Source organism: Desulfuromonadaceae bacterium (assembly GCA_019429445.1).
In the GTDB taxonomy this organism is placed as follows: domain Bacteria; phylum Desulfobacterota; class Desulfuromonadia; order Desulfuromonadales; family JAHYIW01; genus JAHYIW01.
In genome coordinates, this window is the sequence record JAHYIW010000010.1 from 91,987 (window position 1) to 104,728 (window position 12,742).

11 protein-coding genes and 2 pseudogenes are annotated in these 12,742 nt (G+C 57.8%); 5 read left to right on the forward strand and 8 right to left on the reverse strand.

Annotated features, from left to right (window positions below):
* Window positions 1-222 precede the first annotated feature (222 nt).
* The 8 genes and pseudogenes from K0A93_05560 to K0A93_05595 form a co-directional block, all read right to left on the reverse strand.
* Window positions 223-1,333: pseudogene (locus tag K0A93_05560) on the reverse strand (aminotransferase class V-fold PLP-dependent enzyme).
* Window positions 1,330-2,682, reverse strand: a pseudogene (gene gcvPA / locus K0A93_05565) (aminomethyl-transferring glycine dehydrogenase subunit GcvPA). The pseudogenes K0A93_05560 and gcvPA overlap by 4 nt, the downstream one beginning before the upstream one ends.
* 54 nt (window positions 2,683-2,736) lie before the next feature.
* The gene (gene gcvH / locus K0A93_05570) at window positions 2,737-3,120 is read right to left on the reverse strand and encodes a glycine cleavage system protein GcvH (GenBank protein ID MBW6511573.1); all 384 of its coding nucleotides are present in this window, start codon (window positions 3,118-3,120) and stop codon (window positions 2,737-2,739) included.
* Window positions 3,121-3,355: 235 nt separating this feature from the next.
* Window positions 3,356-4,450 (reverse strand): glycine cleavage system aminomethyltransferase GcvT, encoded by a 1,095-nt coding sequence (gene gcvT / locus K0A93_05575; protein ID MBW6511574.1) that lies wholly within the window; start codon window positions 4,448-4,450, stop codon window positions 3,356-3,358.
* Between the two features lie 11 nt (window positions 4,451-4,461).
* Window positions 4,462-5,316: a methylenetetrahydrofolate reductase gene (locus tag K0A93_05580; GenBank protein ID MBW6511575.1), complete on the reverse strand. Its 855-nt coding sequence runs from the start codon at window positions 5,314-5,316 to the stop codon at window positions 4,462-4,464.
* A 15-nt stretch (window positions 5,317-5,331) separates the two neighbouring features.
* Window positions 5,332-5,979 (reverse strand): methylenetetrahydrofolate reductase C-terminal domain-containing protein, encoded by a 648-nt coding sequence (locus tag K0A93_05585; protein ID MBW6511576.1) that lies wholly within the window; start codon window positions 5,977-5,979, stop codon window positions 5,332-5,334.
* Between the two features lie 24 nt (window positions 5,980-6,003).
* Window positions 6,004-6,855, reverse strand: coding sequence for a bifunctional methylenetetrahydrofolate dehydrogenase/methenyltetrahydrofolate cyclohydrolase FolD (folD, locus tag K0A93_05590; GenBank protein MBW6511577.1), 852 nt, complete (start codon window positions 6,853-6,855; stop codon window positions 6,004-6,006).
* A 177-nt stretch (window positions 6,856-7,032) separates the two neighbouring features.
* On the reverse strand, window positions 7,033-7,284 hold the full coding sequence (locus K0A93_05595) for a zinc ribbon domain-containing protein (protein MBW6511578.1): 252 nt from the start codon (window positions 7,282-7,284) through the stop codon (window positions 7,033-7,035).
* Window positions 7,285-7,496: 212 nt separating this feature from the next.
* On the opposite strand from K0A93_05595, the gene K0A93_05600 reads away from it, so the two are divergent.
* From K0A93_05600 to K0A93_05620, 5 genes are all read left to right on the forward strand, one after another.
* On the forward strand, window positions 7,497-8,972 hold the full coding sequence (locus K0A93_05600; GenBank protein MBW6511579.1) for a HAMP domain-containing protein: 1,476 nt from the start codon (window positions 7,497-7,499) through the stop codon (window positions 8,970-8,972).
* A 51-nt stretch (window positions 8,973-9,023) separates the two neighbouring features.
* Window positions 9,024-10,337, forward strand: coding sequence for a sigma-54 dependent transcriptional regulator (locus K0A93_05605; protein ID MBW6511580.1), 1,314 nt, complete (start codon window positions 9,024-9,026; stop codon window positions 10,335-10,337).
* Between the two features lie 214 nt (window positions 10,338-10,551).
* Window positions 10,552-11,082 carry a GspH/FimT family pseudopilin gene (locus K0A93_05610; GenBank protein ID MBW6511581.1) on the forward strand — a complete coding sequence of 177 codons (531 nt, stop codon included), beginning with the start codon at window positions 10,552-10,554 and terminating at the stop codon, window positions 11,080-11,082.
* Between the two features lie 14 nt (window positions 11,083-11,096).
* Window positions 11,097-11,582, forward strand: a complete 486-nt coding sequence (gene pilV / locus K0A93_05615) for a type IV pilus modification protein PilV (protein MBW6511582.1) — start codon at window positions 11,097-11,099, stop codon at window positions 11,580-11,582.
* A 1-nt stretch (window position 11,583) separates the two neighbouring features.
* Window positions 11,584-12,681: a PilW family protein gene (locus K0A93_05620; protein ID MBW6511583.1), complete on the forward strand. Its 1,098-nt coding sequence runs from the start codon at window positions 11,584-11,586 to the stop codon at window positions 12,679-12,681.
* Window positions 12,682-12,742: the final 61 nt, after the last annotated feature.

Sequence of the window (12,742 nt, forward strand, 5' to 3'; positions counted from 1 at the left end):
CCTGTTTATGTATTGCTGTAGTAACTATTCACTTGCCCACCCAAAGGTCGTCATCCCCGAGCGATCCTGTCGGGGATCCAGACTTTCAACCCTGAAAACCCTGGATCCCGGCTAAACCCCTGCCGGAATGACGCTGCAGGAGTCGCCTTAAGGCGCGATGGTTCGCGGCTAAAGCCGCTCCTACAAAAGAGCTGAACAGTAGTTACTTGCTGTAAAACGGGATCACCCGGTCCATTTCAGCTTCGGCTTACGCGCCGCCCCGGTCTCGTCAAGGCGCTGCACCTTGGTGCGCACGGGTGCAGCATGGAGCAATGCGGGGTTGTCCTGCGCTTCGGCAGCAATGGCCAGCATCGCATCGCAAAACGCGTCGATCACTTCCTTACTTTCGGTTTCAGTCGGCTCGATCATGATCGCCCCGTGAACCACCAACGGAAAATAAATCGTCGGCGGATGATATCCGTAATCGATCAAGCGCTTGGCGAGGTCGAGGGTGTGACAATCATTGGCAAGACTTGTGCAGATTGAAGTGCATCACGTCGATCCCCATATCGGCGGGGCGCGCGATCCCCAGCAAGGCATTCAGATTGGCCCCGTCACAGTAAACCAGTCCACCCCTGGCGTGAACAACGGCGCATATTTCGCGAATTTCCGCCTCGAACAGACCGAGGGTATTCGGATTGGTCACCATCAGCGCGGCAACATCCTCATCCATCAGCGCCGCAACCCGCGCGGCGCTGAGCACCCCTCCGGTCCCGGCGATCGGCACGACCTCGTAACCGCACATCGCTGCCGAGGCCGGGTTGGTGCCGTGAGCGGTGTCGGGGATCAAGACCTTGGTGCGCGGGCGTCCCTGCGCCTCGTGCCAGGCACGAATCATCAGCATGCCAGTCAGTTCGCCGTGCGATCCAGCGGCGGGTTGCAACGTCAGCGCCGCAAACCCGGAAATTTCTGCCAGCGCACCCTGCAAGCCATACATCAACTCCAGCGCTCCCTGCGCCAGCGACTGCGGCGTGGCAGGATGAAGTTGCGCCAGACCGGGCAGACGCGCAGCCGTTTCGTTGACCTTGGGGTTGTATTTCATGGTGCAGCTGCCGAGCCGATAAAAACCGGAATCGACACCGTAGTTCCAGGTTGAAAGTCGGTAAAATGGCGCACCACATCGACCTCCGACAGCTCCGGGAAACCGGGAATCTCATCGCGGATGAGCTCCTGCGGCGGCGTTGACTCCGGCACATCGAGTTGCGCCAGACTTATATCCTTTGCGCCCCGCGGCGGAGTATTCGAAAAGCAGTTTTTCGTTCAGTATCAACCCGCTGGTTCCGACCCCCTTCATGCCGCACCTCCTGCCAGCGCCGCGACCAGCGTATCGATCTGCGCCCGTGAGTTTTGTTCTGTCACGCAGACCAGCAAGCGGTTTGCCATCTGTGGATAGTAACGCTGCAGATCAAGCCCGGCAAGGATCCGCTCACCAGCCAGGCGTTGCAGTACCACCGCGGCCGGTGCGTCGGTCTCGACCACAAATTCGTTGAATGTCGGCGCCGCAAACGGCAGGGAGCAATGTGGCAACGCCGCGATCTGTTCCCTGGCTTAGGCTGCTTTGGCATAGTTCTGCTGTGCCACTTCACGCAACCCCTGCTTGCCGAGCAGCGCCAGATAGACCGTCGCGGTCAACGCACAAAGCCCCTCGTTGGAACAGATGTTCGAGGTCGCTTTTTCGCGGCGGATGTGTTGTTCACGGGTCGCCAGAGTGAGCACAAAGCCACGCTTCCCGTCACGATCCACCGTTTCCCCGATCAGGCGACCGGGCATACTGCGCACATCCTTGTCGCGGGCGGCAAAGAACCCCAGGTACGGCCCGCCGAACGACACCGGAATACCGAAGCTCTGCCCTTCTCCGGCAACGATATCGGCACCGAGTTCACCCGGCGACTTGAACAGCCCGAGCGCCAGCGGCTCAGCAACCGCCGCCACCAGTCGCGCCCCCGCAGCCTGGGCTGCTGCTGCAAAATCGGCCAGCGGTTCGACGACTCCGAAAAAATTCGGATAGCCGACCACCACCGCCGCAGTCTCCGCATCGAGCAGTTCGGTCAGCCGCTCCCGATCGGTTATGCCGTCTGCGCCAAACGGCACTTCCACCAGCTCAATCTGCAGATACTGGCAGTAAGTTCGTACCGTCTCCCGATACTCTGGATGCAACGCGCCAGACAGCAACACCTTGCGCCGCTGACGCGCCGCCCGCACTGCCATCAACCCCGCCTCGGCGCACGCCGAGGCCCCATCATACAGCGACGCATTGGCGACATCCATGCCGGTCAGCTGACAGATCAGCGTCTGGTATTCGAAGATCGCCTGCAACGTGCCCTGGCTGATCTCCGGCTGATAGGGGGTATAGGCGGTGTAGAATTCACTGCGTGAAATCAGCTGGTCAACCACCGCCGGGATAAAGTGGTTGTAGGCTCCGCCGCCAAGAAACGACAGATAGCGGTCAGGATCGGCGTTGGCCGCCGCCAGACGCTTCAGTTCACTCAGCAGTTCACTTTCAGCCATTGCCTCCGGCAACCGTAACGGTCGCTGCAAGCGGACTTCAGCGGGGATCGCACTGAAGAGGGCCTCGATATCATCGACGGCAATGGTCTCCAGCATCTCCCGGATATCAGTTTCAGTTTGTGGCAGATAGCGCATCCGCGCCTCCCGGTTGTAATAATGTGTCAGCGAAAAGAGTGAATGGCGACGCCATCAGTCCTCTTCGGTCAGGGCGCGATATTCATCGACCGACAGCAGATCGTTGAATTCCTCCGGATTGCTCGGTTTGATCTTGATCATCCAGGCATCCTCGTAGGGGGAGGAATTGACCACTTCCGGCTCGTCAGTCAACGCCTCATTGATTTCGATCACCTCGCCACTGACCGGGGCATAGATATCGGAGACCGCCTTGACCGATTCGACCACGCCGAACGGCTTGCCCAGCTCCACCATCTCGCCGACATCGGGGAGTTCGACAAAAACCACATCCCCCAGCGCATCCTGGGCAAAATCAGTAATACCGACCGTCACACTGTCGTCCTCAACCAACACCCATTCATGCTCTTCGGTGTACTTCAACTCGTCCGGAAATTCCATGCGTCTTCGCTCCTTGAATCATTTAAATTGGTAATTATTCACCTGCTCGACCAAAGGCCGTCATCCCCGAGCGCTCCTGTCGGGGATCCAGGCTTTAACCCTCAAAAATCTGGATTCCGGCTAAAATCTTGCCGGAATGACGCTGTAAGAGTCGCCTTCAGGCGCGATTGTTCGCGGCTAAAGCCGCTCCTACATAAAAAGCTGAACAGTTCTATATGGTGCGTTTCAACAACGCTTATCTGTCGATAAAAGGCGGTTTAACGATCTGCGCCGCGACCCGTTTTTTACGAATACCGACCGTTAATTGCGTCCCGATCGCGGCGCAGTCACGCGCCACCAGCCCCAGACCGATCCCGCAGCGCAACGACGGCGACATCGTGCCGCTGGTCACCACCCCAACCTCGCGCTCACCGCAAAAGAGCGGGTAATCGGCGCGCGGGATACCGGATTCGGTGATGCGCAGTGCCACCAGCGTGCGCGGTACACCGGCCTCCTTTTGCTGGCGCAGTGCAGCGCCACCGATGAAATCCCCCTTGTCGAGTTTGGTGATCCAGCCCAGCCCCGCTTCCAGCGGCGTGATCCGCTCGGAAAGTTCGTGGCCGTAAAGGGCGTATTTCATTTCCAGACGCAGCGTGTCACGCGCGCCGAGACCGATCGGCATCAGACCGTCGTCCGCGCCGGCCGTCATCAGGGCATGCCACACCTTTTCCGCGTCGGCAGCGGCACAGTAAAGCTCAAAGCCATCCTCGCCCGTATAACCGGTGCGGGAAATAATCGTCTCGCTGCCCGCCACCTCCCCGGCATTGAAATGGTAGTAACGGATCGCCCCCAGATCGACCGTGGTGAGTCGTGCCAGAATCTGTTCTGCCAGCGGCCCCTGCAACGCCAGTTGGGCAAATTCATCACTGCGATTGCGCAGCACCACATTGCCAAAATCGCGTTCCGCAAGAACTTTTTCCATCCAGGCAAAATCTTTATCGGTATTCGACGCATTGACACAAAACAGGTAGTACGTCGCACTGAAACGATAGACCGTCACATCATCGACCACCCCCCCGTCAGGGTAACAGATAGCATTGTACTGCACCTGCCCGTCGACCAGTCTGGCAGCATCATTGAGGGTCAGATGCTGAATATAGTCGAGCGCGTTGGCACCACTGACTTCGACCTCCCCCATGTGGGACACATCGAACAGTCCTGCTGCCGCGCGGGTGGCGAGATGCTCTTCGATCACCCCGGCATACTGCACCGGCATATCCCAGCCACCAAAATCGACCATCCGTGCGCCCAACGCACGATGCACCCGGTTCAACGGTGTTACCTTCAACATATTCAGCTCCTTCAGCGCAGGATAGCAGGGATCCGGTCTTCATGCCCGAGGGTCATCAGATGCACGCCCTGGCAGTGTTCGCGGGCATAGGCGACCTGCTCACGCGCGATTGCAATCCCTTCATCGAGAGGATTCTTGGCGGCGGCAAGGCGCTCGATCAACGCCGCGCTGACCCGGACACCGGGGATATGGGCATTGAGAAAACGTGCCATCCCCGCACTCCGCAACAACAGCACGCCGAGGAGTACCGGTCGCCCCAGCGGCCGCGCGGCAGCCATGAAGTGCTCCATTCTGGCCAGATCGTAAACCGCCTGGGTTTGAAAAAAATGTGCCCCGGCCTCCACTTTTTTACGGTATTTCTGAAAAATCAGCTCAAACGGTTCCGCTTCCGGCGTCATTGCCGCACCGGCAAAAAACTGTGGCACACCGGTCAACTTCGCCCCGGAAAGATCCTCTCCGCTGTTCAACCGCCCCACCGTCTGCAACAACTGCACGGAATCAAGATCAAATACCGCCCGCGCCTGGGGATGATCACCAAAGCCGGGGTGGTCGCCGGAGATCAGCAGCAGATTCGTGACACCGAGCGCCGCCGCACCGAGCAGGTCAGATTGCAACGCCATGCGGTTACGGTCGCGACAGGTCAGCTGCAGAATCGGCTCGATCCCTTCGCGCGGCAACAAGGACGCCAGTGCCAACGAACTCATGCGCATGTTGGCCCCCTGATTGTCGGTGACATTCACCGCGTCGATCCCGACCAGCGACCGCACCGTCGCCAGCGCTGTTGTCACATCAACCCCCTTGGGGGGCGCCACCTCCGCCGTAATCACGAAAGTGCCCGCTTCGATCTTCTGGCGTAAGGTACTCATGGGCGCGAATCCGTATTATTTCCTGTTTTCATGGCGCCCCGGTTTAAATTTTTTCCCCCAGTTTTTCGGTTCCACGATGCGCGCAAAAACTCCGCTCCGCCCCTGTACCTTGAGTCGTTCAAAGATCAGATGCCAGGCGCAGTCCAGCTCCCGGTCGGTCTCGCACTTGCCGTCTTCCACCCCGCCGCACGGTCCGTTCAGCAACCCCTTGGCACAGATCGTCACCGGACAGATACCGGCCGTTTCATTGAGGATACACTCGCCACACAGAGAACATTTTTCCTCAAACTGACCTAACCGGCGGATATTGCCGAGAAACAGACTGTTAAGTCCGCCGACCACGCGCTTTTCACTGCACGCTGAGATCGACTGGACCCCCGCACCACACGCCAGCACCAGCAGGGCATCGGCAGCGGCGACCGCCACTTTGTGGTGGCGCAGGTCGCGCCCGGCGCGCATGATGTGACACGCCTCATCGATCACCACGCTGCCGGTCACCTCTTTGCCGAGGGTTTGCAGCCATTCCTGCATCTGGAAGACTTCTTCCTCGCCGCCAACCTTGCAAGCCGTCGCACAGGCCGCGCAACCGATCAGAAAAATATGCTCTTTCTCCGTCAGTTGGGCAAGCAGTTCAGTCTGGCTTTTTTGTTCACTGATGATCATGCAGGGCTGCTCCCAAAAAAAGATTTATCTGCGGGCGCGGCGCTTGGCGCTTTCAACCGTATTGTAGAGCAGCATGGTGATCGTCATCGGACCGACCCCGCCCGGCACTGGAGTAATGGCACTGGCGCGTTCTTTGGCCGCGGCAAATTCGACATCACCGACCAGTTTTTTATCCCCCACGCGATTGACCCCGACATCGATAACTACCGCACCTTCCTTGATCCAGGCACCCTTGATCATCTCCGGTTGTCCGACAGCGGCAATCACCACGTCGGCACGCCCGACCTGGGCAGCAAGATCGCGGGTGCGCGAATGACAGATCGTTACCGTCGCGTGCTCGGCCAGACACATCAGCGCCACCGGTTTGCCAACGATATTCGACCGTCCGACCACCACCACCTCTTTCCCCTTCAGGTCAACGCCGGTATGTTCGAGCATCTTCATCACCCCATAAGGGGTACACGGCTGAAAGAGGGGGTTGCCGGTCACCAGTCGCCCGACATTATACGGGTGGAAGCCATCAGCATCCTTGGCCGGGGAAATCGCTTCGAGAATTTTACTTTCGTCGATATGCGGCGGCAGCGGCAGCTGCACCAGAATGCCGTCGATGCGCGCATCGTTGTTGATTTCATCGATCAACGCCAACAGTTGAGCTTCGGTCGTTGCGGCGGACAGCTTGTGTTCGTCGGAAAAAATTCCGGCCTGCTCGCACGCCTTTTCCTTCATCGACACATAGACCCGACTCGCCGGATCCTCGCCGACCAGCACCACCGCCAAACCGGGGGTCACCCCTTGCGCCGTCAACGTCTCCACATCTGCCTTGATCGTCTCGCGCATCGTCGCGGCGATCGCCTTGCCATCGATGATTTTACCCATATTATTTCCTCCTGAAAACAAGAAACAAAACTATACGAAACCGATTTAAGAAAGTAAAGCAGCAGGAATGTTCCCCGGCAATTTTTTGTGCGTCAACAGGCGACCGCCGGAGTTGCGGAATCGTGAGAGGGGAAGACCAAAAAAAATCCCCGGACAATGCCGGGGATGCAGATCAGTTTATGCGTTGACCGCTTTCGGGCAACCGGCGCAACCGCCACCCGCTTCTGCCGCAGCACAGGGTGCGGCACCTTGCGCACCATAGCCCTGGTCGAACCAGCCGCCCCCCTTAAGAGCAAATCCGTTCTGGGAGATGAGCTTCTTGACCTGCCCCTGGCACGCGCGACATTCAGTCAGCGGCGCATCTGAAAATTTCTGGCGAGCCTCAAAAACCAGCCCGCATGCTTCACATTGATATTCGTACATTGGCATAATGCGTTACCTCCAAATAGTTTGGTCGTCGGTAATTTAATGATTTAACAGGGCAGTGTCAAGGGGGTGTACACAATTATCAGCACTTTAATCACTGCTGAAAAAATCGTTGTGCTCTCTGCTTTGCCTGCGACACATGTTATGCTATTTTGAGTCATCTGCTGGTTTTGATGTTTTTTCTCTATTTAAGTATTTGCAGTTGCGGAGTCCGTATGGCAAAACCGGTCGGGTTACGGACCGAAATCATTGTCCATGTTATCATCCTGCTCGGTGCGGCCCTGCTTTTTTCCGGATTTCTGCTGCTCAAATTAACCGAACGGGAACTGGTGGCGCAACAGATCGCGGCCTTTTCCGCAACGGCGGAAATCTTTGCCGCATCATTATCCCTCCCTCCCGAAAAACGCGGTCTGGGCGAATCTCAGCCGTTGCCGACATCCGTCCCGGTCGATGCCTGGAGCCTGGTAGACGACACCCTGGCACCGATCGAACAATTGTCCTCTCGCTTCGATTTTATTCTCGATATGAACGCGTTACAGACCGTTCGCCAGACGCTTGAAAATTCAACCCGCCTGAGCTATGACAGCCCCGCCTGGTTCGGCAGCAACAGCGAAGGTCATTTTTTGATCTCGGTGCCCCTGATCCGTGGCGGGCAATTTGTCGGCGCGGTTCAACTGCGTTTTTCTCTTGCCGAGATGGCCATGCGGATTCGAGCGGCGCAACGCTGGTTTATCGGTTATGTCCTGATTTTCGGCATCCTCCTCAGCGGCTGCGGTTTTTATCTGCTTAACCGTAACGTGGTTCGCCCGATCGGACGTTTGCGCATCGCTACCGAACGCATTGCCGCCGGCGACCTGGAACAGGCACCGCAAGTCACCGGCCCGCGTGAAATTGCGGAATTGTCAGCAGCGTTTGCAACCATGGTCACCGCACTCAAGGAAAGCCGCGCCGAAAGCGAAGAGCATATCGCTTCTCTGGAAGCCGCCAACAGTGAACTACGCAATGCACAACAGCGGCTGGCGCGTTCCGAAAAACTGGCAACCGTTGGTCATCTGGCCGCGGGCATGGCGCATGAACTCGGCAATCCCCTCGGCGCGGTCAGCGGTTATCTGGCGTTAATCCGCAACGAACCCGACGCAACCCTTGCGCAGGAGCTGGCGGAACGAGCGATGATCGAAATAACGCGGATCGATCGGCTGGTGCGTGACTTGCTCGACTACGCCCGCCCCGCCGCCGAAACCCTGGACGCGGTCGATATCAATGAAGTGACGACCGCGGCGGTCGAGTTCCTCCGCCATCAGGGGATCTTCGACTCCCGCCAATTCGTTTGCACTCCGGCCACCACCCCGGCAACTGTGCGGATCGATCGGCACCGCCTGCAACAGGTCCTGGTCAATCTGTTGCTTAATGCCAGAGACGCAACGACTGCCGGAGGACAGATTGTCCTGACCACTGCAATTGAGCACAACACCGTGAAAATTTCGGTGCGCGACGACGGCTGCGGCATGTCGGCCGAGATCCTGGCGCATATCTTTGACCCCTTCTACACCACCAAAGATCCCGACCAGGGACGCGGGCTGGGGCTGGCAGTCTGCGCGCGGATTATCGACGACGCCAAAGGCCGCATCGACGTTGACAGCGCGCCCGGAAAAGGGACGCTGTTAACGCTAATACTACCGCTTGTGGAGTAACCGGTGCGAGGTGAACAACTGAACATTCTGCTGATTGACGATGAGGCGTCGATGCGCCACATGCTGCGCCTGACACTGGAGCGTGAGCACTACCGGGTCACCGAAGTGGCCAACGGCGCTGCGGCACTCACCCTCCTTGCAACAGAGGATTTTGATCTGGTCTTGTGTGACATCCGCATGCCAGGACTTGATGGTCTGAGTTTGCTGCGCGAATTACGCCAACGCTCCCTCGCCCCGACGGTGATTATGATGAGTGCCTACGGCTCGATCGAGACCGCCCTTGAGTGCATGAAAAACGGCGCTTACGACTATATCTCCAAGCCGTTCAAGCCGGACGAAGTCTTGTTAACACTGAAAAAGGCCGAAGAAAGGCTGCGGCTACAGGACGAAAACCGCAAGCTGGCGACCGCGTTGAGCCACTGTCAGGGGAGTGCGACCCGGCCGCTTGTGGTGTTTCGCAGCCCGGTCATGCAGCAGGTCACGGTGATGGTTGAAAAACTGGCCGCCAGCCATGTCCCGGTGCTGATCAGCGGCGAAACCGGCACCGGCAAGGAACTGATCGCGCGGGCACTGCACAGCGGCAGCCCCCGCGCCGCCGGGCCGTTTATCGCCGTTAATTGCAGCGCGATCCCTGCCGGGCTGATGGAGAGCGAACTCTTTGGCCACGCCCGTGGTTCCTTCACCGGCGCCGACCGTCATCATGACGGTCTCTTTACCGCCGCCAGCGGTGGCACCCTGTTTCTCGACGAGATCGGCGAACTGCCGCTGGCCCTTCAGCCCAAACTGCTGCGCGTACTGCAAGAGGGGGAAGTCCTGCGGATCGGCGAAACCAGACCGCGCCGGGTAGATGTGCGCATCGTTGCCGCGACCGTTAAAAACCTGCATGACGAAGTCGCGCGCGGCACCTTTCGTGAAGATCTGTATTATCGTCTGGCCGTCACCGAAGTCCGCCTCCCCGCACTGCGCGAGCGGCGCGAGGACATCGGGCCACTCGCCGAGCATTTTTTGCACCACATCGCCTCACGTGAAAATCGCCCCCCGCCCCGGCTGACGGCAGAAGCCATCACCAGACTGCGCAAGTACAACTGGCCGGGGAATATTCGCGAGCTGGAAAATTTTGTCGAAAAGATGATCGTCTTTTCCCCCGGCGATTGCATTGACACCGCCGATCTGCCGTGGGACGCGCAGCTACGGGGGGCAAAGAACGGGTCGGAATATTCCTTGAAAACCGCCGTTGCCCGTCTGGAAAAAGAGTATATTCGCAAAGCTCTGCACGCCACCGGTGGCAACCGCACCCATGCTGCGGAATTGCTGGAAATCAGTCTGCGTAATTTACAGTACAAGATCAAGGAATATGAAATCTGACCCCCCGCTATCCCCCCTGTGAAACAGGGGGGAAGGGAGCGCAGCGGAAAGGGGGGGGTGCCCTCAAACAGGAAAACAGTGCAAAGTTTGCATGTGCAGCGGCGTCGCGCCCTGACAATACTTATGGAAAACTATCATTTCAGCAACTTACCTTTTATTTTAAAAGGAATATCCATTGCACCTCTCCTTGTGCATGCGTAAGTGGAGGCCATCAATGTCCGTGATTACTGATCGAAAACCAGTGCCTCAATCAGGCGGTAAACATCCCCGTGAAGCCGGATTCACCCTGGTTGAGCTTCTGGTTGTCATCGCCATCTTTGCCGCGCTCTCGGCGATTGCGTTTGTCGCTCTTGGGCCGACGGTGCGTTCCTACCAGTTAAAAGGTGCCGCGCGGCAGATTTACAGCGATGCGCTCAAAGTTCGCACGCAGGCGATCAAGGAAGGGAAGGTCACCGGTTTGCGGTTTAGTGACGACAACACCGGAAACTATGAAGTGTGGGTGGAAAAATCTCCGGGGATTGAAGAAAAAGCCTATACCGGAGTGTCGAGCTATGGCCAGATCACCGCCTGTGCGCCAACCACCGGTAACAAGCCGACCGATTTTGTTTTTTATCCCAACGGCACTTCCGGTGGCGGGAGTGTCCGTATTTCAATGAGCAGTAACGTCTGGAAGGTTTATGTGCCGAACACCGGCACCGGATCGGTAAAAATTGAGAAACCAACACCCCCAACCCCGTGCCCATGACAGGGAGCCACTTTATGTGTCGTAAATATTCGGCCCTTGCGAAAAAACTCTTTTGTACTGCACGAAAAAACGCAAAAGGCTTCACCCTCGTTGAAGTGCTGATCTCGATCACCATCCTCTCGGTCGGTATGCTCGGGGTTGCGAGCATGCAGCTTTCGGCGTTGAGCAGCAACGCCAAATCTCGTGACGATACCGTGGTGGTGCAACTGGTCGAAGAGATGGTTGAACGGATTCGTGTCAACGGCGGCAATAATCCGGGGATTTATCACGGCATCAACACCGCCAACACCTGCACCGGCTCCGACCCGGCCAGAGGCGATTGCACCCAGTGGAAACAACGCATGGCAGACACCAGACTCCCGGGATTGACCGGCACCGTCTCGGTGGTCACGGAAAGTCCGATTGAGAAGACCTCCACGATCACCGTACAAGTCACCTGGGGGGCAGGGACAACCAAAACCCTGCAATTTGCCACGATCATGGAAACCTGGGGAACCTGACATGATGCACCTGTTAAAAAATCAGCGCGGCTTTACCCTGACCGAAATGCTCGTCGCGATGGTCATCGGCATGCTGGTGGCCTCCGGAGCCTACAGCGTCTTTTTTTCCACCACGCGCACCGCCCGCAAACAGGAGCAGGTCTCCGAAATCCAGCAGAATCTGCGCGTGGCAATGGAGCGGATTACGCAGGATATTCGTCAGGCCGGGTTTGGTTTGCCGGAAGATAACAGAACCCTGGCCTTCGATGGCGGCAGTTTTTCAACGCCGGTCACCGCAACCAACAGCTCCTCCGCCCCCGACGAAATCACTTTGTTGGGCGTTGGGTACAAGGTCGGCACCATCTATAATACCGTCGGCAAAAAGATCTACATCAACCCCGACTTCAATGGCGACGACCAGATCGCGGGGTATATGGAAACCCGCTTCATCGACGGCAACCACGAAGATGCGCCATTCCCTGAAACTGTCTCGCTCAAGCCTCTGTATCGCGACAAATTCCCCGCTGGCGGAACACCGGAACCACCACTGTTCACTTCGAGGAAACACCTGAGCATTGGCGGTGTCGAATATCTCGCAGCCAGCGATTACAGTACTGTCTCTCTCGACGGAGGATCAAGTAACGCCATCATGGTTACCCCCGACACCCACAACGAATACGCGAACAATCTCCCGGTCTATATGCTCCAGGCGATCACCTATTCGATCAGAGCTGATTGCTACCCGACGGATCCCAAACAAAACTTTCCCTGCCTGGTCACCAAGGATTTTAGCAAGCTGCGGGGGGCTGATCGGCAGGTGGTCGCCGAAGGCATCGAAGATATCCAGTTTGCCTACGGAGTCGATGTCAGCCCGCGCGACGGCAAGATCGATTATCCGGCAGCGGGGTACACCCCGGCGGCATTTGTCAACGACCCTGCCGACGACAGCAGCATTGTGGCCGTGCGGGTGAGTATCGTCGCGCGGTCGAAAGTACCTGATCAGTATGACTCCTCAACTCGCCCGGCACTCGAAGACCGCCCGGCGGGGACAGCTGACCGCTATGTACGCCGCACGTTGACCAAAACCATCAAACTGCGCAATCCGCGCAGCGGAGCTTGATACTTATGGCTGAATTGAAAAGACTGCAAAGTGTGCGCAACGAAAGCGGCGTGATCCTGAT

What these genes read in the sequence shown, in the direction of transcription:
- K0A93_05620 (MBW6511583.1), top strand. Translation starts at nt 11,584, where the DNA reads ATGATGCACCTGTTAAAAAATCAGCGCGGCTTTACCCTGACCGAAATG.
- gcvT (MBW6511574.1), bottom strand. Translation starts at nt 4,450, where the DNA reads ATGTTGAAGGTAACACCGTTGAACCGGGTGCATCGTGCGTTGGGCGCA.
- K0A93_05610 (MBW6511581.1), top strand. Translation starts at nt 10,552, where the DNA reads ATGTCCGTGATTACTGATCGAAAACCAGTGCCTCAATCAGGCGGTAAA.
- K0A93_05600 (MBW6511579.1), top strand. Translation starts at nt 7,497, where the DNA reads ATGGCAAAACCGGTCGGGTTACGGACCGAAATCATTGTCCATGTTATC.
- K0A93_05585 (MBW6511576.1), bottom strand. Translation starts at nt 5,979, where the DNA reads ATGATCATCAGTGAACAAAAAAGCCAGACTGAACTGCTTGCCCAACTG.
- K0A93_05605 (MBW6511580.1), top strand. Translation starts at nt 9,024, where the DNA reads ATGCGCCACATGCTGCGCCTGACACTGGAGCGTGAGCACTACCGGGTC.
- gcvH (MBW6511573.1), bottom strand. Translation starts at nt 3,120, where the DNA reads ATGGAATTTCCGGACGAGTTGAAGTACACCGAAGAGCATGAATGGGTG.
- K0A93_05595 (MBW6511578.1), bottom strand. Translation starts at nt 7,284, where the DNA reads ATGCCAATGTACGAATATCAATGTGAAGCATGCGGGCTGGTTTTTGAG.
- K0A93_05580 (MBW6511575.1), bottom strand. Translation starts at nt 5,316, where the DNA reads ATGAGTACCTTACGCCAGAAGATCGAAGCGGGCACTTTCGTGATTACG.
- pilV (MBW6511582.1), top strand. Translation starts at nt 11,097, where the DNA reads ATGTGTCGTAAATATTCGGCCCTTGCGAAAAAACTCTTTTGTACTGCA.
- folD (MBW6511577.1), bottom strand. Translation starts at nt 6,855, where the DNA reads ATGGGTAAAATCATCGATGGCAAGGCGATCGCCGCGACGATGCGCGAG.